This is a genomic window from Actinocorallia aurantiaca, assembly GCF_039533685.1.
GTDB classification, from domain to species: domain Bacteria; phylum Actinomycetota; class Actinomycetes; order Streptosporangiales; family Streptosporangiaceae; genus Actinocorallia; species Actinocorallia aurantiaca.
On the sequence record NZ_BAAATZ010000006.1, the window covers coordinates 380,935 to 403,353 of the forward strand.

Sequence of the window (22,419 nt, forward strand, 5' to 3'; positions counted from 1 at the left end):
CATGGTGATCCATCCGAGGACGATGGAATCGATCATGTTGAGGGAGCACCGCATGCGACAGAATCTGACCCTGTCCGGGCGTTACCGCCTGGACGCCCGGCTCGGGCGGGGCGGGATGGGTGAGGTCTGGCGGGCGACCGACCTGAGGCTGGGGCGTTCCGTGGCGGTCAAGCTGCTCCCCCTCGACCAGGTCGACGACCCCCAGGCGATGCGGCGTTTCGAGCGCGAGGCGACGGCCGCGGCGGCGCTGCGGCACCGGGGCATCACCGTGGTCTTCGACAGCGGCGCCGACGACGAGAGCGAACTGGTGTTCATCGTCATGGAGCTCCTGGACGGGGAGGACCTCCAGCGTCTCCTGGCCCGCACCCCAGGAGGCCTCCCCCCGGAGCAGGTGCGGGAGTTCGGCGCGCAGATCGCCTCGGCCCTGGCCGCGGCGCACGAGCAGGGCGTCGTCCACCGCGACGTCAAACCGGCCAACGTCATCCTGCTGCCGGACGGGGATCTGAAGATCTGCGACTTCGGGATCGCGCGGATCGCCGCCCACTCGGGCTCCCTGACCCAGGGCATGATCGGCACCCCGTCCTACATGGCGCCCGAACAGCTCCGCGGGGAGGCGATCGACGGCCGAACCGACCTCTACTCCTTCGGCTGCCTGCTCTACGCGCTCGCGTCGGGCCGCCCGCCCTTCACCGTCGACACCCTGCCCGCGCTGATGTACCACCACATGAGCGTCGCACCGCAGCCGCTCACCGAGCTCCGCCCGGGATTCCCCGCCGGCCTGGCCGACCTGGTCATGCGGTGCCTGGCCAAGGACCCCCGGGACCGCCCGGGTTCCGCCCGGGAACTCTCCGACGCGCTCCTCCGTGCCGACATGCCCGAGACGAGGCCGTCCACGTTCCGGGCCCCGGCCGTCCCGCCGCAGACCCCTCCCCCGATGTTCCCGGGCGGGCCGCCCGTCCAGGGCGTCACCCACCCCGTCGGCGCGTCACGTTCCCTGCCGAAGATCGCGATCGCGGCCGCCGTCGGCCTGGCGGCCGTCGTCGCCGCGTCAGCCGCCACGTACGCGCTCACCAGCGGGAACGGCGGCGACGCGCGGGCGGCCCTCCCGACTCCCGCCCCGACGGCTTCCACGACCGCGCCGAACGCCCCTTCGGCTCCCGCTTCGGTCCCCGCCACGGCACCGCGCCCCGCACACGTCCCGGACGGCTGGATCCAGCACGACCCGGACGACTACCAGACCCCCGACTGCCCCTCATCAGGCACCGGATACCTCCTCGACGTCGACCCCGAACCGGGCTACGTCAAGTTCTGCGACATCAGCGTCTCCCGGTTCGAGAACGTCGCCATCAGCACGGACGTCGTCCTCTCCGGCTCCCGGTGCGCGTCCCTCGTCGTCCGCCGCAGGGAACCCTTCTCGTATGAGTTCGTCCTCTGCGCCGACGGCAGCACCTTCACCAGGAAGTGGTTCACCGGCGACGACGTGGTGGTCCTCGAAGAGCGCCCCGGCGGCACCCCTTTGAACGGCAAGGTCCGCCTGACCGCCGTCGCGACGGACGACACCCTCGCCTTCTACGTCAACGGCGCGCTGCTCACCCGGCCGAAGGACAGCGAGATCCAGGCCGGTGGAGTCGCCCTGGGCGCCTCCGTCCTGGCAAGTTCCAAGAAGAGCACGATGCCCTTCACCGACCTCACCGTCTGGTGCGCCCCCGGCGCCGACGGCTGCGCCTGACCGGGGGGACGAGCCCGTCCGGCCGAACGGATTCTCGCCTGAACTTGGGCCTCACGTGATACGGCAGAAAGACACCGGATGCGAGAGTGGGGCGAGGCCGTCGATCCAAAGGTCCCTGGGGAGCATGAGAGAACCGTCTTCGCCCGATGAGCAGGAGCAGGTCATGCTCCTGGCCGGAAGGCTGTTCTCGCAGATCGGCTACGACGCCACGACGATCCAGATGATCTCCGACGCGGCGGGCGTCCCGGTGGACTCCGTGCTGGCGATCGGCACCAAACAGCAGATCTACCGTGCCGTGCTGGACTCCCTGTGGGAGAAGGAGAACCGCTTCCTGGAGGAGCTGGCGTCGCGGGTCCCGCCCGGTCCGGAAGGCCTCCACATCCTGGCCGACGCGTTCCTCGACTTCTGCCTGGAGAATCCCGAGCTCCCCTCCCTGTGGATGCACCGCTGGCTCGCCGACGCCGCGGACATCCGCGACCTCGAAGCGAGGTACGCCGTCCCCGTCATGTCCGCCATGGCCGACGTGGTGCGCGGGCTGGGGAACCCGGACGTGGACCCGGTCCTGGCCGCCCACGGCGCGGTATGGCTCGCGTACGGCTACGCCCACACCGGCCTGCAGTTCGGGTACGCCCGCTCCCCGGATGCCAACGCGCCGGAGAACGTGCGCCGCTTCAAGGCCTACTTCCACAGCCTCATCGACTGCCTCTTCTGACGGGGAACCCCGGCCTGGCCTTGTCCGGGCGTCGCCGCCCGGACGCACTCGCTCGGGCGGGAAGCCCGGGCGGTCAGGCGGCCAGGACGGGCTCCGTCTCCTTGTCGGGGGCGGGGGCGGGGCGGCGCAGCGCGGCCAGGGCCAGCGGCACCGCCAGTGCGATGATCACCGCGGCGACCACCAGGGTGAACCGGTAGGCGTCGAGGAAGGCCGCCGGGGTCTCCGCGGCCTGGCGGGCGGTGAGGATCGCGCCGAGGACGGTCACGCCGAGCAGGCCGAACACCTCGCGGGAGACGTTGAGCACGCCGCCGGCGACGCCCGCCTCGGACGCGGGAATCGCCCCGATGACCACGTCGGTGAGCGGGATCAGCATGCCCGCGCCGATCCCGTAGGCCAGGAACGGGGGCAGCAGGTCGAGGTAGCCGCCGCCCGCGCCGATCGTGGACATCCAGCCGACCGACGCCGCCATCAGGGCCATGCCGGACGCGGTGACCGGGCCGGGGCCGAACCGCTTCGCCAGCCGGTCGGAGGCCCCCGACACGACGGCCATGACCAGTGCCAGCGGTATGAACGCGGCGCCCGCCCGGGTCGGGCTGAAACCGAGGACGCCCTGCAGGTAGAGGGCGAGGAAGAAGTAGATCCCGAAGACGCCGAACGACCACAGGCCGATGATCGTCAGCCCGCCGGTGAACGTCCTCCGGCGGAACAGGCGCAGGTCGATCATCGGGTCGGCGGCGCGGCGCTCGATCACGAGGAACGCCGCGGCGAAGACGGCGGCCGCGGCGAAGGAGCCGAGGATGAGGGCGGAGGTCCAGCCGTGCCGCTCGCCCTCGATGAGCGCGTAGGTCAGGGCGAGCAGCGCCGCCGACGAGGCGACCAGCCCGTACGCGTCCAACGGGCGGCGGGAGCCGCCGCCGGCGGGCAGGTGGCGCGCGCCCAGGATCGCCGTCACGATGCCGAACGGCACGTTGACCAGGAAGATCCAGCCCCAGTGGGCGTGCTGGCTGAGCACCCCGCCGATCAGCGGGCCGAGCGCCAGGGCGAGTGCCCCGACGCCGCCCCACAGGCCGATGGCCTTGGCCCGCTCGGCGGGCTCGGGGAACAGCGCCGCGATCGCGGCGAGCACGGCGGGCGCCAGCAGCGCCGCTCCGACGCCCTGCAGGGCCCGTGCCCCGAGGAGGATCTCCTGGGTGCCCGCGACCCCGGCGATCGCCGAAGCCAGGGTGAAGACGCCGAGCCCGCCGAGGAAGGCGGCCCGGACGCCGAAGATGTCGGCGAGACGGCCTCCGGCCAGCAGGAGTCCCGCGAAGACCAGGATGTAGGAGCTGACGATCCACTCCAGGCCGGAGATCGTGAGATCCAGCTCGCGCTGGATCGACGGCAGCGCGACGTTGACGACGTTGTTGTCGAGATAGGTCATGAAAGTTCCTAGGGCGACTGCCCCCAAGGCGACCCTGCGATCCACTGCCACTTCCCCTCCACCGCTCCTATACGACGTACTTGTACGGCGTACATGTACGTCGTACATCAGAACTTGTACGGCGTATGGTTGTCAAGTGGCACTCACCAAGCAGGCGGTCGTCGAGAGCGCGCTCCGGATCGGCGACGAGGAGGGGCTGGCCGCGGTCACCATCCGCCGCCTGGCCCAGGAGCTGGGCGTCACTCCCATGGCGCTCTACTGGCACTTCAAGAACAAGGACCAGCTGTTCCTCGGCATGATCGACGCGCTGATGGCCGACGCGTGCGTCGACCGGAGCACCGAGCCGTGGCTCGAGGGCATCCGCGGCCAGACGGAGGCGCTGCTCGGCAGCCTGCACGCCCACCCGTACGCGAGCGAGCTGCTGCAGACGGCCGACAAACTCGAATCGGCCAACTTCGCGGAGGCCATGGAGACCGCCCTGACCTTCCTGACCAGGGGCGGCTTCTCCCTGATCCAGGCCAACCAGGTCGCGTCATACGTCCTGAAGGGCGTCTGCGCGCTGATCTCCGACCGGCCCTGCCCCCAGTCCTGGAACGGCGACGCCGACGAATGGCGCCGGCAGATCAAGATGCACCTGCACCGCCACCCCACCGCCGACTTCCCGGTGCTCAACGCCTTCGCCGAGGCGATCGACGAAGACCTCGACCTCGCCGAGTACTACGCCTTCGGCATCGACCTCATCCTCGCCGGCATCGAGACGATGGCCTCCCGCCGCACCTGACCCGTCCTGCCGAAGCCGACGCCCTGACGACCGGCCACCGCCGACGGCCGCAGACGGCCCGTCGCCGGGTCGTGTCGCTTTTCGTCCGCGCACGGGACAGGAGTGTGTGTCCGACGTGGCACAACTCCAGAGCCGTCACGCTAAGCGACAAAGTTATTGACCACTGAGAAGATCGCTGTCATGCGATCGAGCGTCCCAGCCGTCACGGCTTCACCACGACTGAAGCGGTCTAATTCTCGGGAACCGGAGGGAATCGGCGCCCCGCCAAACCGACCCAGGAGATCCCGGTGACGGGGTCGACGTCGATTCTGGCGTTTCCGACCGGCTCGTCGATGTCCCGGGCGAGCGCCGCCCCGATGGAACGCGCGCCTTCGTGCGTGCAATCCGCGAAGTCCCGGAAATATCCGATCCGCCCGCTTCCGAGGTAGCGGTACAGCACTATCACGGAAGTGCGCCCGTGCACCCATGCACGCTCCACGGACACCTCCTTCCGCTGCGGATCGACGACCCGCAGCTCTTCCCAGAAGAAACGCAGCACCTCTTCGCCCTCGGCGGCAGTGTTCACGGCATCTCCAGGTCAAGGACGGTCACCATGCGCACCCTACCCTCCGGCATTCCCTTCACCGCCGCACTCGGCGCGGCCTCTCTGCTCGCCGTCTTCAACGCCGGGGCACCGGCGACGGCGGCGCCTCCGCCACCCGGCTACAGAACGGACCAGGTCCTCGCGACAGCCGTCCATCCCACTCTCGGCGGCATCTCCATCCGACGCGGTTTCTGGGACGGCGACACCGACAAAGGCTGGGGATATGACAAAGTCCGGCACAAACACAATATCCACTCGATCTACGCCCAGAAGCGGGTGTTGATGTCCCCCAACATCGAACAGCAGGGAACCAGTTACGTTCTACGCGCATGGGCCGGCCGCTATCGCTGCTCCGGATCGGCGTGCAGGCTCGTGGAACAACGCGAGGTCAAGGGGGTCTTCACGAACGCGCACATGACGACCCTCCACGGCTGGCCGGTCAACGGCGTCCTCGGCCTGCAGACCATGTACTGCGTCAATCCCCAGTCGGCCCCCCAGTGCCCCGACTGGGTCGTTCCGGCCATCGAACGCCCCGGCACCCCCACCGGCGTTTCCCCCCGTTCCACCCCGGGCCACGACGCCCGGAACGGTGTCACCCTCAGGACCGCGTACAAGCCGCTGCCCCGCACCATGACGCGGAGGACCGGTTCTGTGCGGTGACTCCGGAGCCGTCACCGCCCTGGTCTCGGCGCCGCCCTCCCTGATCGCCGAGAAGGGGCGCATGACGCAGGACGAGGCGGATCCGCACCGCACCCACGCCGTGGGCCTCACCGACCGGTAGGGGAAGCGGCCGAGGCACGGGAACCGGTCGTGCGATCAACCGCGCGCGTCAGACGATCAACCACGGCGGCGCGGCGGCGACGAAGCTGAATCCATGCCTGCTCAATCGTCTCCGCTCCCTTCCGGCTCCCCGCCTCTCACAATCCCTCCGCCGTCCGTGAAGCGCGCCACCTGGCCTCCGCTCGTCGCGCTCGCGGCTGGGATCGGGGCCCTCGTGGCCAGCGAGTTCCTGCCCGCGAGCGTGCTGCCCGCCCTGGCCGCCGACGTCGGGGTCAGCGAAGGCGTCGCCGGTCTGGCGGTCGCGGCCACCGCGGTCGCCGGCGCGGTCACCGCCCCGAGCATCGCGGTGCTGCTGCCGCGGACCGACCGGCGCACGGTGCTGGTCGCGCTGCTGGGCGCGGCGGTCGTCGCGAACCTGGCGGTGGCCGCCGCTCCCGGCTTCGCCGTCCTGCTCCTGGGACGGCTCGTGCTCGGCATCGCGATCGCCGGGTACTGGTCGTTCGCGTTCGGCGCGGGAACCCATGCCGTGCCGGGCCGCGACAACATGGTCTCGACCTCCATCGCGCTCGGCGTCACCATCGCGACCATCGCGGGCGTCCCCCTCGCGTCCCTGGTCGGCGACGAGGTCGGCTGGCGCGCCGTGTTCGTCGGCGCGGCCGTCCTCAGTGCCGTGAGCGCGCTGGCCGTCGCCGCGACGCTGCCGTCCGTGCCCGCGCATCCCGCCGCCGGTTTCACCATGCTGCGTCAGGCACTCGCCAACCGACGGCTGATGGCGGGCGTGCTGGGCGTGGTCCTCGTCGCGTTCGGCAACTTCGCCGCCTACCCCTACATCCGGGTCGTCATCGACGAGGTGGCGCCCGGAAGCACGACCTGGCTGCTGCTGGCCTGGGGCGCGGGCGGTCTGGTCGGCAATCTGGCGGCCGGCTGGTTCGCCGGCCGGCTGCGGGCGGTCGTCGCGGCGGCGCCGCTGCTGCTCGGCGCCGGTCTTCTCCTCGCCGTGACCGCCACGACGTTGCCGGTGCTTTCGGCGGCGATCGTGCTGTGGGGCCTCGCCTTCAACATGGTGCCGGTCGCCACCCAGCTGTGGGTGACCCGCGTCGAGCCGGAGCGCGCCGAGTCGGCCCTGTCGTTGCAGGTGACCGCGTTCCAGGTGGCGATCACGCTCGGCTCCGCGTCAGGAGGCGTGCTCCTCGACGCGTACGGCGTCACGTCCGCGCTCCTGCTCGGCGCGGCGTCCGCCGTCGTGGCCGGCCTGGGCTTCGCGATGCTCCGCGTCCCGCGTGGGTGAGGCGCCGCGCCACGCCTGCGGCGCGACCCCGTGGCGAGCGGAGAACGCCCGGCTGAAAGCCGCGGCGGACCCGTAGCCGACGGCGAACGCCACGTGCTCCACCGGACGGGAGGCGTCGCCGAGCAGCCGGCGCGCCTCCCGCATCCGCACCTCCCGAAGCACCTCGACGGGACTGCGGCCGAGCTCACGGCGGAACCGCTCCCCGAGCGCCGAACGCGACAGATGCGCCAGCCGCGCCATCCCCTCGACGGTCCACGGCTCCCCCGGCCGAGCGGTGACGGCGGCGACGACGGAGGCGACGGCCGGATCCGGCGAGGTGTCATCGCGCCCCTCCTCCTCGAGCCAGGAGTCGGTCATCGCCGCCCCGATGAGGTTGCCGTAGCTCGCGGCGAAGAAGGACGTCCGGCGCGCGTCCCCGAGCTGGCACTTCCCGACGAGCGCCGAGACGCCGTTGTGGCGGCCGCCGAAGTCGCGCACGACCAGCGGACTCGGCAGCCGGTGCGCCGGAACGGCCAGACGCAGATCGGCGACGACCAGGCCGGACGGCTCGGACGCGAGGATCCGGTGGGCGGTACGTCCATCGACGAGAACCGCGTCACCGCCGGCGAGCGGTTCCGTCCCCGCCGCCGTCTCCAGCGAGACCGCACCGTCCAGCACGAGCGCCCACCCCGGATCGGGAGGACCGTCGAGCGCCATGCCGGCCGGCAGCCGGACGTGGCGCAGACTCGACATCTCCCACACCGATCCCGGTACGGCCGCGGCCGTACCGGCTTGTGCCGTCTCCATGAGATCTGCCACGCAGCGTGCAGCACGAGCGAAGCCGCCGGTTATTCCCGACGCTCCGCCGGAAGCCGGATGCGGTCGGCCCCGCTCACTCGGTGAGGGCCCGCCTCCTCACGACCATTGCGATGTTCCTGGTATTGCCTACCTACTTGATCGATGTCGAGCTACGTGATCCGGGGCCGGGTCGGCGACGAGCCCTACGTCTCCTCCGAGGTCGTGAAGCTCTCCGCCCTACCCTCGGCGCTCCCCGCCGGAACCGAGTACGTGACGCCCGAGGAGCGGAAGGAGCAGCTCGAGAAGCGCCGAGCGGGATTCGACCGCCACATCGCCACCTGCGGCCGCTGAACCCGTTCACCCGACCGTCCTCGCGGCGATCGGCGGCTGCGCCTGCCGGCCGAGAACGAAAGAATCTCCGATCTGCGGCACCCCTAACAGCTCCAATCGCGCAAATCGCAACCTTTGCCAAAGATGCGCTCCATTCGGATATACGGCATACGCCCACCCGGAAAGAGCGGGGTAAACAGCGAATAAGGCCTCTAGGAAGGGACCGGCATGCGCGTGACGGTGATGTACGGGGCAGGGGACATGCGGGTGGAGGACCAAGTCCGATCCGGTGCTGCGCGAGTCCACGGACGCGATCGTCCGGGTGCCGCGGGCGGCGATCTGCGGCGGCGACCCGCACCCCTACCACTCGATGCCCGCGACCGACCGGGGCCGGCCCGTGGGGCACGAGCTCATCGGCACCGTCGAGGACGTCGGCTCCGACGTGCACGGCGTGAAGCGGGGACCTGATGGTGTCGCCGTTCCCGTGGGAGGACGACACCTGCGACTACTGCCGCCGCGGGCCGCAGTCCTCCTGCCGGCACGGCGGCCGGTACAGGTTCGACGACAAGGTGCTCATCCGACTCTGACCAGCCGGCGGAGGTCTTCCCCCTCGCCGGTGTGCGAGGCGCAGCGCAAAGGAGGACGTCAGTGACCGACACCGAATCGCGCGCCGAGGCGCTCGTCCTGTACGGCATCACCGGAGATCTGGCCAGGAGGATGCTGCTGCCAGCCCTCTACCGGATGGTGGAGCAGGACGTCCTCGACGAGCCGGTCATCGGCGTCACCCGCGGTGACTGGACGCCGGAACGCCTGCACCGGCACGCTCACGAATCGATCGCCGCCGCCGGGCCCGTCGACGAGGAGGTGTTCTCACGGCTCGCCGACCTGCTGAAGGTCGCCTCGGTCGACTACGACGACAGCACCACCTACGCGCGGATCGTCGAGCAGGCCCCGGGATCCGAGCATTTCGCGCACTATCTGGCCATCCCGCCGGCCTTCTTCGTGTCCGTCGCCAAAGGGCTGGCCGAAGCGGGCCTCAACGAGAACGCGCGGTTCATCGTCGAAAAGCCCTTCGGTCACGACCTGGCCTCCGCCCGCGCCCTTCAGACGGAGCTGACCAGGTACTTCCCCGAGGAGCGGATACGGCGCGTCGATCACTTCCTCGGCAAGGACGCCGTCGAGAACCTGCTGGTCTTCCGCTTCGCCAACCCGATCATGAACGCCGTCCTGGACCGGGCCCACGTCCGCGGCGTCCAGATCACCATGGCCGAGGACCTCGACGTCGCCGACCGCGGCTCCTTCTACGACTCCGTCGGCGCACTCCGCGACGTCGTCCAGAACCACCTGTTCCAGGTGCTCGCCTACTTCATCATGGAAGCCCCTCGCAGCGGCGGCACCCAGGACGTCCTGGACGAGAAGGCCAGGACGCTGCGGGCCGTCCGCGCGGTCGCGCCCGAGGACTACGTGCGCGGCCAGTACGCCGGATATCGGGAGACCGAGGGCGTCGCACCGGACTCGACCACCGAGACCTACGCCGCGCTGCGCGTCCACGTCGACACCGAACGCTGGTCCAGTGTCCCCTTCTCCATCCGCGCCGGCAAGAACCTCGCGGCCCACTCCCTCGAGCTCATCGTGGAGCTGGACAGGCCCCCCGCCCGCCTCTACCGGGCCCGAGGCGCCGAGGACCCGGCACCGAACCTGATCAGGTTCCGCCTCAACCCGCGGCCCGGCGTCACCCTCGACCTGCTCGCCGAGCAGGCCGGCACCGGCGTCGGCCGGGTCTCCGCCCGGCTCGACCTCTCCCCGCTCTCCGGTGAGGACGTCCACGCCTACGTCCGCATCCTGTCCGGCGCCATCACCGGCGATCCGCGCCACTTCGCCCGCATGGACGTGGTCGAGGAATTCTGGCGCATCGTCGACGGCATCCTCGCCCCCGCCACCGCGCCTCTCCCCTACCGGCCCGGCACCTGGGGCCCCGCCGAGGCCGACGCCCTGGCGACCGGCGGCCGCTGGCTCCCCCTGGAGAACGCCCCCGCCGAGCCGAGCTGACCTCGCCCGCTCCCCACCGCGTCGCGAAGGCCGGCGTCGAGGACGAGTTCCCCGAGCGGTTCGGAAGAGCGGTGCGTCGAATTCCTCCACCAGGGCGGCCATTCCCGATGATTGCATTCGGAATGATCACCCTTGACGAAAGGCGAAGGCATAATAGACACGGTTCGCGCCTTTTCCTCTCCGCGGTAATCGATGGTTCTGCGCGGAGTCGGCGCAGAATTTTCCCAGGCTCACCCCTGCGGAGAAAAGCCCATCGAGGAAGATCTTCACAATGGAGATGCCATGGACGGGATGAGAGGTGCGCGGCGTTCCTCGACCGCCGCGGGCGCCGGCATTCCCGCGGTGAACGGCGCCACGGACGTCTCGACGGTGGAGGTGGCCTTCGACGTCAACGGCGTCGGCTGCGCCCTCCGGCTGGACTCCCGCGTCACCCTGCTGGACGCGCTGCGCGACCATCTCGGCCTCACGGGGGCGAAGAAGGGCTGCGACCAGGGTGCCTGCGGGGCGTGCACGGTCCTCGTCGACGGGCGCAGGGTCGTGTCCTGCCTGATGCTCGCCGCGCAGTGCGAAGGCCGGCGGGTCACCACGATCGAAGGCCTTTCCGACAACGGCGCCCCGCACCCGATGCAGGCGGCGTTCGCCCGCCATGACGCCTTCCAGTGCGGTTACTGCACCCCGGGGCAGATCATGTCGGCCGTATCGCTCCTGGCCGAAGGACGGGCGGGATCCGACGAGGACATCTGCGAGTACATGAGCGGCAACCTGTGCCGTTGCGGTGCTTATCCGAACATCCGTGCGGCCATCCGGGACGTCGCGGCGTCGGAGGATGCGTGATGCGTCCGTTCGAGTACCTGCGGGCGGCTGACGCCGCGCAAGCGGTGGCCCTGGTCGGCGCGGACCCCGACGCCTCCTATCTCGCGGGAGGCACCACGCAACTGGATCTCATGAAGGACGGGGTCTTCGAGCCCGAGCGGCTGGTGGACATCACCCGCCTGCCGTTGGGCGGCATCACCCACACCGGCACCTCGATCCGCGTGGGAGCGCTGACGAGCATGGAGGAACTGGCCGCCGACCCGGTCGTGCGGGAGCGACTGCCGTTCGTCCGTGAGGCACTGCTCCTCGGCGCCTCGACCCAGCTGCGGAACATGGCCACCATCGGCGGGAACCTCCTGCAGAGGGCTCGGTGCCGGTATTTCCGGGATCCGACCGTGGCGGCGTGCAACAAACGTGCTCCCGGCTCCGGCTGCGCCGCGATCACCGGCGCGCACCGCATGCACGCGATCCTGGGCACCAGCGACCACTGCATCGCGTTGCACGCCTCCGACGTCGCGGTGCCCCTGGTCGCCCTGGACGCACTCGTCCACGTCCAGGGGGCCGACGGTGTCCGCACGATTCCGTTGACCCGGTTCTACCTCCCCCCGGGAGAAACACCGAACATCGAGAACACGCTGGTGCGTGGCGAGCTGATCACCGCGGTCGAGATCCCGCTGCCGCCGCGGGGAACACGCTCGCACTACCTGAAGGTCCGTGACCGCGTCTCCTACGAGTTCGCGCTGACCTCGGCCGGTGCGGCCCTGATCATGGATGACGGTGTCATCGCCGAGGCGCGCGTCGCTCTGGGCGGGGTGGGGACGATCCCGTGGCGCGCGTGGGACGCCGAGGACGTACTGCGCGGCTCGGCGCCCGGCGGCGAGGTCTTCCGCTCCGCGGCGGAGGCGGCCTTGACGGGGGCGAGACCGCTGCCGGGCACGGCGTTCAAAGTGGAGCTGGCCGAGCGCACGCTGGTACGCGCCCTGGAGACCGCCGCAGGAGCCGGATCATGACCGCTGCCGGATCACGAGTGATCATCGGTGCGGGCCTGGACCGGGTGGACGCCCCCCTGAAGGTGACGGGCGGCGCCCAGTACCCGAACGACTTCGACTACCCCGGCATGGTCCACGCGGCGCTGGTCCGCAGCACCGTCGCCGTCGGCCGGATCCTGGCCATCGACGCCGCCGAGGCGCGAGCGGCCGCCGGAGTCCTCGCCGTCATCACGTTCGAGAACGCGATGCGCCTGTCGCGCGGGCCGATGACCCTTCTCGGGCCGTCACCGCCCGCTCCTTTGCAGAATGACCGGATTCTGCACTACGGGCAGCACATCGCCGTGGTGGTGGCGGCCACCGCGGAGCAGGCGAGGCACGCCGCGTCGCTGGTGCGCGTGCGGTACGAGGACGTCGAAGCGCTGCTCGACATCGACGACCCCGCGGCACCGGTCGTGGAGAATCCGTGGCGGCTGGACACCGAACGCGGCGACGTGGCCGCCGGTTTCGCCGCGGCGGACGTCGTCATCGACAACACCTACACGACCCCCGACAACACCAACAATCCGCTCGGGCTGATGGCGACCGTCGCGATCTGGCACGGTGACGCGCTCACCGTGCACGACTCCACACAGTGGCCGCACAACGTCCGCACCTCGCTGGCGACGATCTTCAACGTGCCCGAGAGCGGCATCAGGGTCCTCGCGCCCTATGTCGGAGGGGCTTTCGGCGCCGGCCTTCGCGTGTGGCCCCACGTCATCCTCGCCGTGCTGGCCGCACGTGAGGTCCAGCGGCCGGTGAAGCTCGTGCTCACCCGGCCCGAGATGTTCACGTCGGTCGGCCACCGGCCCGAAAGCGTCCAGCGCCTCAAGCTCGGAGCCACCCGTGCCGGCGACCTGGTCGCCGTCCAGCACGAGGCTGTCTCGACGGTGGCGATGGACGACGACGACTACGAACCGGTCTCCCAGTGCTCGGCCGTCTCCTACGCCTGCCCCAACACCCGCACCCGGGACCGGCAGGTACGGCTCAACATCCCCTGCCCCGGCTCCATGCGCGGACCCGCCGAGGGCCAGGGGAACTTCGCGCTCGAGTCGGCCATCGACGAACTCGCCCACGAGCTGGCGATGGACCCGCTCGAACTGCGTCTGCGCAACTTCGCGGCCGAGCACCCCGTGTCGGGGCTCCCCTGGTCCAGCAACGCCCTGCGCGAGTGCTACACACGCGGAGCGGAGCGGTTCGGCTGGTCGCGACGCGGCCCGGAGCCGGGCTCCATGCGCGACGGCCACCGACTGGTCGGCTACGGGCTGGCCGGCGTCTCCTATCCGGGCTACCAGGTGCCGTGCCAGGCCCGCGCCTCGCTGAACCGCGACGGCTCGGCGTTCGTGCGCAGCGCGGCCACCGACATCGGCACCGGGACCTACACGGTCATGACCCAGCTGGCCGCGGAACTGCTCGGCCTCGACACCGGCCGGGTGCGCTTCGACCTGGGCGATTCCGACATGCCCTACTCGCCGCAGGCCGGTGGCTCCGGCCTCACCGGCGCTCTCGGGAACGCGGTGCACGTGGCCTGCCGACGCCTGGTGCGGGAGTTCCTCGATCTCGTCGCCGATGACGCGGCGTCGCCTCTACGGGGCGCGCGTCTGGACGAGGTGGAGGTGAGCGACGGCCGTATCCACCGCGCCGGCGCCGTCGGCCGGGGAGAGTCCTATGTCGACATCCTCGCCCGGCACGGCCTGGAGGAACTCGGCGCCGACGGTCGCAGTACCCCGCCCCTGCCGGAGGAACTGGGAATGGCGATCGCGGGCGCGTTCGGCGCCAAGTTCGTCGAGGTCCGCATCGACCCCGACCTGGGGTTGCTGCGCGTCGCGCGAGTGGTCTCCGTGATCGACGGCGGGCGCATCCTCAACGAGAAGACGGCGACCAGCCAGATCATCGGCGGCACCGTCGGCGGCATCGGCCAAGCCCTGTTCGAGGACACCGTGACGGACTCCGGAACGGGCCGTATCGCCAACGCGACCTTCGGCGACTACCTGGTGCCCGTCAACGCCGACGTCCCCGACATGGAAGTGGTCTTCGTGGGCGAGCCCGACCGGGCGACCCCGGTGGGCACCAAGGGCGTCGGAGAGATCGGCCTCGTCGGCATGGCCGCCGCCATCGCCAATGCCGTCCACCACGCCACGGGACGCCGCGTCCGCTCCCTGCCGATCACCATCGACCAGCTGATGCTCTGAACCGGCCGGGTGAGGCGGGTCCCGCAGGCCCAGGACGCGCTGCTCGAGCTACTCGTCGCCGGGGGCTCCCCACTGATGCCACCGCTGCTCACGCCGACCGACGTGCTGTGCGCCGACCGCCACCGCGGTCAGCGACCGTGCCTCTCCGGCGGCGGCTCTCACGCCTCCTGCGGGACGGGGAAGTTCTCCAGGGCGGCGGCCAGCCAGACCCCGTCGTGCAGCTCCCAGAACGAGCGCAGCCCGATCGGCCCGTCCGTCGTGGTGTAGACGGTGTCGCCGACCCAGGTCTCCCCTTCCTTGCGGACGTCCACGATGCGCAGCGAGACGACGTTCCCGGCCGGGACGGTGACGCCCTCGACCATCTTCGCCAGGTTCTCCTGCACCATGTCCGCCAGCGCGGAAGTGATGTCACCGTCTAGGACAAACTGAACATGCCGCTCGTAGCGGGCACGGAACTCGCGAGCTTCCTCGGACATGGCCACCCTTCCTGGATCTTCAAGCCGACTCAGCCTAGAGACGGAAGACAAAAGCAACAAGAGGCACATCTCGGCCTTATCCGGCGGAAGACGGCGTACAGCCCACACGACACCCCCACGATCATGGCGCCCGGAGAACCGGCTCGAGCGAAACCGCCGGGTGTCCCCACGGGACTTTCTCGCACTCGGCTCCCGGTCACCGATCGATCATCGGATTCGGTATCAGCGGCCGGGGACCTGCATGCGGAGGCTGTGGGAGTAGCCGATGAGCATCCCCGAATCGGTATAGAAGGCGGCGCGGAGTTCGCCTGTGCAGTGGGCTTGGAAGGTGCCCTTGAAACGTCCCTTGGCGTTGGCCTTACCGTGTAGGAGAAGGGCGACCCTGCCGCTCCAGGTGCTGCCGTTGCAGCGCTGCTCGACGCGCATCCGCGCCTTCTTGAACGGCTTGTAGGAAGTACCGGCGAGACCAGGCGTGTACCAGGCGGCACCGCTGATGGTGACATTGCTCCTGTGGGCGGCCTTGGTCTTGCTCAACCGGAAGGAAGTCGCCTTCGTCCGGTAGGTGCGCACCGCCACGGTCTTCGCGGGCCCAAAGTACTCGCTCCCGCCGTACCGCACGCGCCAGTAGCCGAGCTTCGACGCGGGCACCGAGACGTCGAACGGATACTCGAACATGCCGTTCGGTTTGCTCGACACCTTCTTGATGGTCTTCCACGGTCCACTCTTCGTCCGCCCCTGTTCGATGAACAGACGGACCTTGGGCAGCGAGTGAGGAACCTCCTCCCTACGCCATGCCCTTCCCGCGATCCGTACCTTCCCCGCGGAGGGAATGGCCTGCTCGACCTTCATCCGCAGGCGCGTTCGCACATCCACACGGATCGAAGCGAGGGAACCCCAGGTCCACTTCACTGTGAACCGTCCTGGGATTTTCCCGACGAAGGAAACGGAATACCTCCCGTCGCCGCCGGTCACCGCCTTGCCCTTGCCGGCGTCGCCTCCGTCCACCCGGACCGTGTACCCGGCGAGCGGCACCCGCTCCCCGTCGAGCATCCCGGTCATCGTCCCACCGATGGTGAACCTCTCCCCTTCTTCCACCATCGTCTTCGACGCCTGCGCGGTCACGTCCACATCGGTGACCGGAGCCGCCTCGGCCGGTCCCGCTCCGCCCCAGACCATCAGCGGCACCAGCAGGGCCGGCAGAACTCGACGCATCGCTCTCACCCTTCACGCATGATCAAGAAATCCGCTGCACCCTACCGGCCCGCGGACTCACGGGGTCAGCCCAGGAAGAAGAGAAGGAACAAGAGGGCCTGGAAGAGGAGCATCAAGGCGCCCAGGACGTTGAGGCCCGCGGGGATGCGGAAGAAGAGCGCGTAGGCGCCCAGGGAGACGGGGAGCTTGGCCAGAGTGAGCTTTCGGGACATCAGCCGGCCTTCCTTTCGGTGGCTTCAGGAGCACCGGGGAGCAGGGCGAGACCCGCACGGCGGGCGTCGGCGACGCTGGCGCGCAGAGCGTGTTCGATGATCCTGGCCTGCTCGGTGAGGTCCTCGATCTCGACGACGGCGAGTTCGTCGCGGACGGTCCTGGCCAGGAGTTCCTGGTAGGCGTCGTTGTGGGTCGCCACCCGCTGGAGGATCTCCCACCGCCCGAGAGCGCGGTCGGCGGCCCGGACCTGCGCGGCAACCCGCCCACCGGATGCAGCGCCCCCGGCACGAAGCACATCTTCCGCTTCACCGACACGGGCAGCTCCGGATCCAGGACCGAATCGTCGTCGTCCTCCCCCAGATGGGACATGTAGTCACTCGGCGACCGCAGGTTCTTCACCAGCCGCCTCAACGCAGAGGCCATACGGAAACCTCACCTAATTGACCGCTGACAAAGCTATGCGACCGGAAAGATCCGCGCCTGACCGCGGCGGCGGCTTCCTCGACGCCATCCTGTCGCAGACCGATTCCACGGCTTTCAGAAGATTCCCTGACGCCTGCCTCCGTCCGTGGAAAGATGTGTCTTCCCTGGGGCCCCATGCAATGGTGGTGCGTTGATGGACATCAGCAGCATTCCCAAACCCGACGACTTCCTTCTCGAAACACTGCGCGACCTGGGCGGTCCCTTCGTGGTGATCGCCGGGATCCTCGCCTTCTATTTCCTGGCGAAAGCCTGGATCGACGCGGTCCTCTTCGGAGGGCGCGCAGCCGGACGCGTCGGTCTCATGCTTCGTCTGCTCGTCACGACCGGTCTCTCGACGACCGCGGGAATGGTGGCCGCGCTGGCCCTCACCGGAATGCTGCTGCTGGTCTGGGTCGTCCTGTCCGACCTGCTGGCGAATTTCATGGGCTACGCGATCCGCCCGGAGGCGTTCGGTCCCGCGCCCGGCACCGAACTCGGCCTCGACGAACTTCTCCAATGGCCGCCGCACAGCGACAACCCCTACGCCGAAGCGGTCGCGCAGTACGTTCTGTGGAGCGGACTGATCCTCGCCGCCGTCGCGGTCATCGCCGCGTTCAAGAACATGTCCGCCACGGCACTGGCGTTCCTCGTGGTGCTCCCGTGGCTGCCCGTCACGCTCATCGTCGGCCTCCTGGCCCTCAGCCTCAACGTCCAGGCGCTCGTCAACTGGCAGGCGGGCAAGGGCTACGTGGTGCCCGACGCCGACGAGTACGGGGGACAGAACCCGCTGGTCCTCGTGGGCGCCACAGCGGCCCTCGTCGGCTACGTCTACGCGGCCTTCGCCATCAGCAACGCCCCCGCCTGGGCCCGGAGCGTCTGGACGAAGACCATGTCCGCGCAGCAAGCCTGATCAAAACCCGCGGAAGGCTCAGCGATTCCGAAGACCCGCACCATGCCGAACGACCCGGACTCCGCAGATCGTCGTCTCGACGAAGACGCGACCTTCTCCGCACTTGCGTGTGCGAACTGAAATTCGATCTGAGCACAAGAGGCCGAATCGAAATCACACCCCTCCCCCTCAGGCCAAGAGCACCGAAGGCGAATTCTCAGCACCATCCCCAGCCACCGGACGTTGCGACGGGATTTCGGTTCAGGTATAGAGGATGAATGATCCATATCACGCTGGGAGACATGCGGCCGCTCAAGCCGTGGGAGGATCCGCTCGGCCGGGCATATCTCGGCTTCGCCGAGGAGATGACCCAGGAGCAGATATACGAGGCCAACCGCGGCTGCTGGGTGCTCGGCGCCCGGGCCGACCGGGAGCAGTTCGCACTCATCAACTACAAGGGCGTCATCCGGCAGGCGATCGAGATCGAGCGGATCGTGCCGGCGGGTAACCGCCGCGCCATGGAAGGCAAGATCCTGACCGCCGGACACCCCGTCTACGACGCCTATGTGGGCAAGCCCTCTCCAGTGGACGCCGTCCGCAACCCGATCACCTACTTCGAGTCGGAACACGCCTCACGCGCGTGCGGCTGTGGCTGCGGAGCAGAGGTCAAGCTCGGCCACTTCCTGCCCGGCCACGATCAGAAAGCCCTGCATGACCGAGTGGCCCGGATCGGCACCGTGCACGAATTCATCCACTGGTTCGACGACATCATGGAATCCCGGCAAGCTGAGAACGGTCCGGACAGAGCTCCCGAAGCCTGACGAACCGATCCCGTAGCCTCGCACGCCGATGCCTTGCGTGACTTCAACCCGGCCGAGCTGATCGTGCTCGCGCTGACGACGACGAGCCGTCCAGGTCCGATCCGGCTTCCCCGGCCGGAGAACGGCGTTCGTGTGCCAGGCGCTGTTCTCCTTACCCGCCACTACGAGCAAGGACTGCTCTCCCGTGGCATGGCTCGCGAATCTCGCAGCGCTGAAGCCGCATGCAACCTGGCGAATCCAGCGTCTACGGCCTCACCCGGGCGGCCCGGAGCTCCAGGTAGCGCTGTTCGGCGAGGCTGGCGGTGGACTTGGCGGCGCGGCGGTAGTGCTCGTACGCGCCGGACGTGTCGCCGGTCTTCTCCAGCAGGTGTGCCCGTACGGACAGCAGCCGGTGGTGTCCGGCCATCCGCTCGTCGCCGTCCAGTGTGGACAGCAGGGCCAGGCCGGCCTGGGGGCCCTCGGTCTCGGCGAGGGCGATCGCACGGTTGAGGGTGACCATCGGGTTGGGGGCGATTCGTTCGAGGATCAGGTAGAGGGCGTGTATCTGCGGCCAGTTGGTGTCCTCGGCCGTGGGGGCGTCGGCGTGCGTGGCGGCGATGGCGGCCTGGAGCAGGTACGGGCCGAGGGCCGGGCCGGCCAGGGACGCTTTGACCAGCTCGGTGCCCTCGTCGATCATTTCGCGGTCCCACTTCTTGCGGTCCTGCTCGTCCAGGGGCACCAGGTCGCCGACCGGGGTCGTACGGGCCTCCCGGCGGGCGTGGGTCAGCAGCATCAGCGCGAGCAGGCCGGTCACCTCGCCGTCCTCGGGGAGTTGCGCGTGCACCATCCGGGTCAGGCGGATCGCCTCGTGGGCGAGGTCGGCGCGGTGCAGCTCGGTGCCCGAGGAGGCGGTGTAGCCCTCGTTGAAGATCAGGTAGAGCACGTGCAGGACCACCCGTAGCCGCTCCTCGCGCTCCGTGCCGTCCGGCAGGGCGAACGTGCTTCCGGCGGCTCTGATGCGCTGCTTGGCCCGGCTGATCCTGGCCGCCATCGTGGCCTCCGGCACCAGGAACGCGCGGGCGATCTCGGCGGTGGTCAGGCCGCCGACCGCCCGTAGCGTCAGCGCGGTCTGGGAGGCCGGGGTCAGCGTCGGGTGGCAGCACAGGAACAGCAGGACGAGCGTGTCGTCGGTGTCCGGGACCTCGGGCACCGCCTCGGCGGCCGTCGCCGACTCCCGCTCGCGGCGCGCGTGGTCGCTGCGCACCTGGTCGACGAGCCGCCTGGACGCGACGGTCACCAGCCAGCCGCGCGGGTTGTCCGGCACGCCCTCGGACGGCCACTGCACGGCGGCGGCGAGGACGGCCTCCTGCACGGCGTCCTCGCACTCCTCGAACCGGCCGTTCCGGCGTACCAGCACGCCGAGGACCTGCGGCGTGAGCTCACGCAGCAGGTCCTCGATGGGCGGGGCCGTCATGCCTCCAGTCGTCCGTCGGCGAACATCACCTGCCGCACCTCGATCCCCAGACCCTCGATCGCGGCGTCCGGGATCCGCGCGGCCAGCTCGATCGCCCGCTCCTTGTTCTCGCAGTCGATCAGGTAGAAGCCGCCCAGGTACTCCTTGGACTCCAGGAACGGGCCGTCGGTCACCACCGGCTGGCCGTTGCGCACCGACACCACGGCGGCCTGCGACGGGTCGACCAGCGCCTGCGTGGTGATCAGCTCTCCGGAGGCCTTCAGCGCCTCGATGAACGCACCGTGGCCCTCGCCGATCGCCGTCTTCTCCCCGTCGGTCAGCGCGTCCAGCACGGCCGGGTTGATGTGCATGCTGATCAGGAACTGCATCTCGCACCCCTCGTGGTTCACGGGCCCCGGAACGGGCCCTTCGCCCGGTGGTCGGAGCCGACGCCGTCGTCTTGACATCCCCGCCAGAACTTTCGCACGGCCGGCCCGCACCGATGTCAAGAATCGCTCGGCCACTCCGACCGACCGGCGACACCTCGAGAGAACAGAGAGCTTCAGATATGCGAATCAACCGGACGTGGCTGGGAGCGGCGCTCCTCATGCTGCCGACGTTCCTCGTCGCGATGGACACGACGGCGCTGCTCCTCGCGCTCCCGCAGCTGAGCGCCGACCTCGGCGCCACCGGCGTCCAGCAGTTGTGGATCAGCGACGGCTACGGGTTCCTGGTGGCCGGCATGGTCATCACGATGGGCACGCTCGCCGACCGGATCGGCCACCGGCGGCTGCTGGTGATCGGCGCGGCGGCGTTCGCGGTGCTGTCGGCCGTGGCGGCCTTCGCGACCGGCCCGCTGACGCTGATCGTCGCGCGTGCGCTGCTGGGCGTCGCCGGCGCGACCCTGGCGCCGTCCACCCTCGCCCTGCTCACCGGCATGTTCCGCGACGAACGGCAGCGCGGGAAGGCCATCGCGATCTGGGCGGCCTGCCAGTTCACCGGCGGCGCGCTCGGACCCGTACTCGCCGGGGTCCTGCTCCAGTACTTCTGGTGGGGGTCGGTGTTCCTGGCCGCCGTACCGGCGATGGTGCTGCTGGCGCTCGCCGGGCCCGTCTTGCTGCCGGAGTTCCGTGGCGACCGGGCCGGACGGCTGGACCCGGTCAGCGTCGGGCTGTCCCTCGCGGCGGTGCTTTCGATGGTCTATGGCATCAAGCAACTGACCGTCGAGGACGAACGGGCCGTACCTGCGGTGGCCCTCATCGTCGGCGCGGCCCTCGGAGTCCTGTTCGTACGCCGCCAGCTGCGGCTGGAGACACCGCTGCTGGACCTGCGGCTGTTCCGCAACCGCCCGTTCACGGCCGTCATCGTCGCGCTGGTCTTCGCCGGCATCGCCATGGCCGGCACGGGCCTGCTGGTGACCCAGTACCTGCAGAACGTGCTGGGCTTCTCGCCGGTCGCGTCGGCGGTGCTGTTCGCACCCATGGGCCTGGGCGTGGCGGTCGGCACCATGACCGCACCGGCACTGGCCCGGCGGATGAAGCAGACGACCGCGATCGCCGCCGGGCTGGCGGCGTCGGCGCTGGGCGGCCTGCTGCTGGTCGGCGTCGACGGGGAGGGCTCCCTGCCGCTGGTGATGACCGGCATCGCCGTCCTGGCGCTGGGCACCGGCCCGCTGTTCGCGCTGGGCACCGGCCTGGTCGTCGGATCCGTACCGCCGGAACGCGCCGGCTCGGCCGCGTCGATGTCGGAGACCGGCAACTACTTCGGCGGCTCGCTCGGCTTCGCGCTGCTCGGCGTGGTGGCCGCTGTGGTCTACCGCAGCCGGATGGACGGCACGTCCGACTCGCTGACCGACGCGGTCGCCGCCGGCCGGCACCTGCCCGACGACCAGGGCGCGGAACTCCTGCACGCCGCGCGAGAGGCGTTCACCGCCGGTCTGCACGTCACCGGCGCGATCGCAGCGGTCATCTTCGCCGGGCTGGCCGTACTGGTCCTGGTCATGCGCCCGGCGACCCGGACCGCCCCGGACGCGCTCTCCGAGGTGGCCAGTTCATAGGACCCTGCCGAGGCCCGCTCGGCTCTGAGGGGGCCTCCCGTCGTACTCCCCCCCACGCGACCGGACCGCGAGCGACGGTCGGCGAATTCCACGGCGAGGATCGCCGGAAAAATGATTCCAATACATTACGGAATGGCTAAGGACCAGTTACTCAAAGCACTCACCCAATGAACTCCGCACACCTCGGCGGACGCCTCCCGTCCGGCCGGAAGCCGTACACGGTGGAAATCCGGGGCCCCACCGCGTGGCCTTCGTTACATTCACGGCCGTCCCGGATCCCGCCTTTCCTGTGCGCCCCGTCACAGGAGAAATGGAAAGACCAGGTCACCGGTGTTCACGGTGGACGGACCGGCTGCTCGCACGGCCGTCGGCCCCGGCG

Annotated in this window: 22 protein-coding genes and 1 pseudogene; 14 read left to right on the forward strand and 9 right to left on the reverse strand. The window is 69.9% G+C overall.

From position 1 onward, the window contains the following. Nucleotides 1–52 precede the first annotated feature (52 nt). Nucleotides 53–1,729: a serine/threonine-protein kinase gene (locus ABD327_RS08725; RefSeq protein WP_344449720.1), complete on the forward strand. Its 1,677-nt coding sequence runs from the start codon at nt 53–55 to the stop codon at nt 1,727–1,729. Nucleotides 1,730–1,853: 124 nt separating this feature from the next. After that, nucleotides 1,854–2,441: a TetR/AcrR family transcriptional regulator gene (locus ABD327_RS08730; RefSeq protein WP_344449721.1), complete on the forward strand. Its 588-nt coding sequence runs from the start codon at nt 1,854–1,856 to the stop codon at nt 2,439–2,441. 73 nt (nt 2,442–2,514) lie between these two features. On the opposite strand, the gene ABD327_RS08735 is transcribed toward ABD327_RS08730, so the two are convergent. Continuing rightward, a complete protein-coding gene (locus tag ABD327_RS08735; protein WP_344449722.1) occupies nt 2,515–3,912 on the reverse strand; it encodes an MFS transporter in 1,398 nt (465 codons plus the stop codon). Between the two features lie 85 nt (nt 3,913–3,997). Here ABD327_RS08735 and ABD327_RS08740 point away from each other — a divergent pair, with 85 nt between their 5' ends. Further along, nucleotides 3,998–4,642, forward strand: coding sequence for a TetR family transcriptional regulator (locus ABD327_RS08740; RefSeq protein ID WP_344449723.1), 645 nt, complete (start codon nt 3,998–4,000; stop codon nt 4,640–4,642). A gap of 229 nt (nt 4,643–4,871) precedes the next feature. On the opposite strand, the gene ABD327_RS08745 is transcribed toward ABD327_RS08740, so the two are convergent. Then, on the reverse strand, nt 4,872–5,207 hold the full coding sequence (locus ABD327_RS08745; RefSeq protein ID WP_344449724.1) for a hypothetical protein: 336 nt from the start codon (nt 5,205–5,207) through the stop codon (nt 4,872–4,874). A gap of 27 nt (nt 5,208–5,234) precedes the next feature. Between ABD327_RS08745 and ABD327_RS08750 the strand changes: the two genes are divergently transcribed. Both ABD327_RS08750 and ABD327_RS08755 read left to right on the forward strand, forming a co-directional pair. Next, a complete protein-coding gene (locus ABD327_RS08750) occupies nt 5,235–5,885 on the forward strand; it encodes a hypothetical protein (RefSeq protein WP_344449725.1) in 651 nt (216 codons plus the stop codon). A gap of 277 nt (nt 5,886–6,162) precedes the next feature. After that, nucleotides 6,163–7,293: an MFS transporter gene (locus ABD327_RS08755; protein ID WP_344449726.1), complete on the forward strand. Its 1,131-nt coding sequence runs from the start codon at nt 6,163–6,165 to the stop codon at nt 7,291–7,293. Here ABD327_RS08755 and ABD327_RS08760 read toward each other — a convergent pair. Further along, the gene (locus ABD327_RS08760; protein ID WP_344449727.1) at nt 7,180–8,025 is read right to left on the reverse strand and encodes a helix-turn-helix domain-containing protein; all 846 of its coding nucleotides are present in this window, start codon (nt 8,023–8,025) and stop codon (nt 7,180–7,182) included. The two genes, ABD327_RS08755 and ABD327_RS08760, sit on opposite strands and share 114 nt — an antisense overlap. A gap of 207 nt (nt 8,026–8,232) precedes the next feature. Here ABD327_RS08760 and ABD327_RS08765 point away from each other — a divergent pair, with 207 nt between their 5' ends. From ABD327_RS08765 to ABD327_RS08785, 6 genes and pseudogenes are all read left to right on the forward strand, one after another. Continuing rightward, nucleotides 8,233–8,421, forward strand: a complete 189-nt coding sequence (locus tag ABD327_RS08765) for a hypothetical protein (RefSeq protein ID WP_344449728.1) — start codon at nt 8,233–8,235, stop codon at nt 8,419–8,421. Between the two features lie 268 nt (nt 8,422–8,689). After that, nucleotides 8,690–8,854, forward strand: a pseudogene (locus ABD327_RS37445) (alcohol dehydrogenase catalytic domain-containing protein); the annotation flags it as partial. 194 nt (nt 8,855–9,048) lie between these two features. Next, entirely contained in the window at nt 9,049–10,449 is a 1,401-nt protein-coding gene (zwf, locus tag ABD327_RS08770) for a glucose-6-phosphate dehydrogenase (RefSeq protein ID WP_344449729.1), read from the forward strand. Between the two features lie 282 nt (nt 10,450–10,731). Continuing rightward, the gene (locus tag ABD327_RS08775; protein ID WP_344449730.1) at nt 10,732–11,283 is read left to right on the forward strand and encodes a (2Fe-2S)-binding protein; all 552 of its coding nucleotides are present in this window, start codon (nt 10,732–10,734) and stop codon (nt 11,281–11,283) included. After that, on the forward strand, nt 11,283–12,272 hold the full coding sequence (locus ABD327_RS08780) for an FAD binding domain-containing protein (RefSeq protein WP_344449731.1): 990 nt from the start codon (nt 11,283–11,285) through the stop codon (nt 12,270–12,272). Before ABD327_RS08775 ends, ABD327_RS08780 begins: the two co-directional genes overlap by 1 nt. Next, a complete protein-coding gene (locus tag ABD327_RS08785) occupies nt 12,269–14,479 on the forward strand; it encodes a xanthine dehydrogenase family protein molybdopterin-binding subunit (RefSeq protein WP_344449732.1) in 2,211 nt (736 codons plus the stop codon). Before ABD327_RS08780 ends, ABD327_RS08785 begins: the two co-directional genes overlap by 4 nt. Nucleotides 14,480–14,637: 158 nt before the next feature. Here the strand turns inward: ABD327_RS08785 and ABD327_RS08790 are convergent, their stop codons facing one another. From ABD327_RS08790 to ABD327_RS08805, 4 genes are all read right to left on the reverse strand, one after another. Continuing rightward, nucleotides 14,638–14,955, reverse strand: coding sequence for a hypothetical protein (locus ABD327_RS08790; RefSeq protein ID WP_344449733.1), 318 nt, complete (start codon nt 14,953–14,955; stop codon nt 14,638–14,640). A 222-nt stretch (nt 14,956–15,177) separates the two neighbouring features. Continuing rightward, complete coding sequence (locus ABD327_RS08795; protein ID WP_344449734.1) at nt 15,178–16,083, reverse strand: hypothetical protein; 906 nt, start codon at nt 16,081–16,083, stop codon at nt 15,178–15,180. Between the two features lie 149 nt (nt 16,084–16,232). Then, entirely contained in the window at nt 16,233–16,379 is a 147-nt protein-coding gene (locus ABD327_RS08800; protein ID WP_344449735.1) for a hypothetical protein, read from the reverse strand. Then, nucleotides 16,379–16,579 (reverse strand): hypothetical protein, encoded by a 201-nt coding sequence (locus tag ABD327_RS08805; RefSeq protein WP_344449736.1) that lies wholly within the window; start codon nt 16,577–16,579, stop codon nt 16,379–16,381. The genes ABD327_RS08800 and ABD327_RS08805 overlap by 1 nt, the downstream gene beginning before the upstream one ends. A gap of 417 nt (nt 16,580–16,996) precedes the next feature. Here ABD327_RS08805 and ABD327_RS08810 point away from each other — a divergent pair, with 417 nt between their 5' ends. Both ABD327_RS08810 and ABD327_RS08815 read left to right on the forward strand, forming a co-directional pair. Continuing rightward, nucleotides 16,997–17,752: a hypothetical protein gene (locus ABD327_RS08810; protein WP_344449737.1), complete on the forward strand. Its 756-nt coding sequence runs from the start codon at nt 16,997–16,999 to the stop codon at nt 17,750–17,752. A gap of 281 nt (nt 17,753–18,033) precedes the next feature. Further along, on the forward strand, nt 18,034–18,552 hold the full coding sequence (locus ABD327_RS08815) for a hypothetical protein (protein ID WP_344449738.1): 519 nt from the start codon (nt 18,034–18,036) through the stop codon (nt 18,550–18,552). A 244-nt stretch (nt 18,553–18,796) separates the two neighbouring features. On the opposite strand, the gene ABD327_RS08820 is transcribed toward ABD327_RS08815, so the two are convergent. Further along, the gene (locus ABD327_RS08820) at nt 18,797–20,005 is read right to left on the reverse strand and encodes an RNA polymerase sigma factor (protein ID WP_344449739.1); all 1,209 of its coding nucleotides are present in this window, start codon (nt 20,003–20,005) and stop codon (nt 18,797–18,799) included. Next, nucleotides 20,002–20,373, reverse strand: a complete 372-nt coding sequence (locus tag ABD327_RS08825) for a YciI family protein (protein ID WP_344449740.1) — start codon at nt 20,371–20,373, stop codon at nt 20,002–20,004. Before ABD327_RS08825 ends, ABD327_RS08820 begins: the two co-directional genes overlap by 4 nt. Nucleotides 20,374–20,552: 179 nt before the next feature. Between ABD327_RS08825 and ABD327_RS08830 the strand changes: the two genes are divergently transcribed. After that, the gene (locus tag ABD327_RS08830; protein ID WP_344449741.1) at nt 20,553–22,040 is read left to right on the forward strand and encodes an MFS transporter; all 1,488 of its coding nucleotides are present in this window, start codon (nt 20,553–20,555) and stop codon (nt 22,038–22,040) included. Nucleotides 22,041–22,419 lie beyond the last annotated feature (379 nt).

Bases quoted from the DNA above. Each gene is read 5' to 3' on its own strand.
- ABD327_RS08725 (WP_344449720.1), top strand. From the start codon at position 53: ATGCGACAGAATCTGACCCTGTCCGGGCGTTACCGCCTGGACGCCCGG.
- ABD327_RS08815 (WP_344449738.1), top strand. From the start codon at position 18,034: ATGCGGCCGCTCAAGCCGTGGGAGGATCCGCTCGGCCGGGCATATCTC.
- ABD327_RS08730 (WP_344449721.1), top strand. From the start codon at position 1,854: ATGAGAGAACCGTCTTCGCCCGATGAGCAGGAGCAGGTCATGCTCCTG.
- ABD327_RS08785 (WP_344449732.1), top strand. From the start codon at position 12,269: ATGACCGCTGCCGGATCACGAGTGATCATCGGTGCGGGCCTGGACCGG.
- ABD327_RS08825 (WP_344449740.1), bottom strand. From the start codon at position 20,373: ATGCAGTTCCTGATCAGCATGCACATCAACCCGGCCGTGCTGGACGCG.
- ABD327_RS08775 (WP_344449730.1), top strand. From the start codon at position 10,732: ATGGACGGGATGAGAGGTGCGCGGCGTTCCTCGACCGCCGCGGGCGCC.
- ABD327_RS08830 (WP_344449741.1), top strand. From the start codon at position 20,553: ATGCGAATCAACCGGACGTGGCTGGGAGCGGCGCTCCTCATGCTGCCG.
- ABD327_RS08765 (WP_344449728.1), top strand. From the start codon at position 8,233: ATGTCGAGCTACGTGATCCGGGGCCGGGTCGGCGACGAGCCCTACGTC.
- ABD327_RS08760 (WP_344449727.1), bottom strand. From the start codon at position 8,025: ATGTCGAGTCTGCGCCACGTCCGGCTGCCGGCCGGCATGGCGCTCGAC.
- ABD327_RS08790 (WP_344449733.1), bottom strand. From the start codon at position 14,955: ATGTCCGAGGAAGCTCGCGAGTTCCGTGCCCGCTACGAGCGGCATGTT.
- ABD327_RS08750 (WP_344449725.1), top strand. From the start codon at position 5,235: ATGCGCACCCTACCCTCCGGCATTCCCTTCACCGCCGCACTCGGCGCG.
- ABD327_RS08780 (WP_344449731.1), top strand. From the start codon at position 11,283: ATGCGTCCGTTCGAGTACCTGCGGGCGGCTGACGCCGCGCAAGCGGTG.
- ABD327_RS08820 (WP_344449739.1), bottom strand. From the start codon at position 20,005: ATGACGGCCCCGCCCATCGAGGACCTGCTGCGTGAGCTCACGCCGCAG.
- ABD327_RS08810 (WP_344449737.1), top strand. From the start codon at position 16,997: ATGGACATCAGCAGCATTCCCAAACCCGACGACTTCCTTCTCGAAACA.
- ABD327_RS08800 (WP_344449735.1), bottom strand. From the start codon at position 16,379: ATGTCCCGAAAGCTCACTCTGGCCAAGCTCCCCGTCTCCCTGGGCGCC.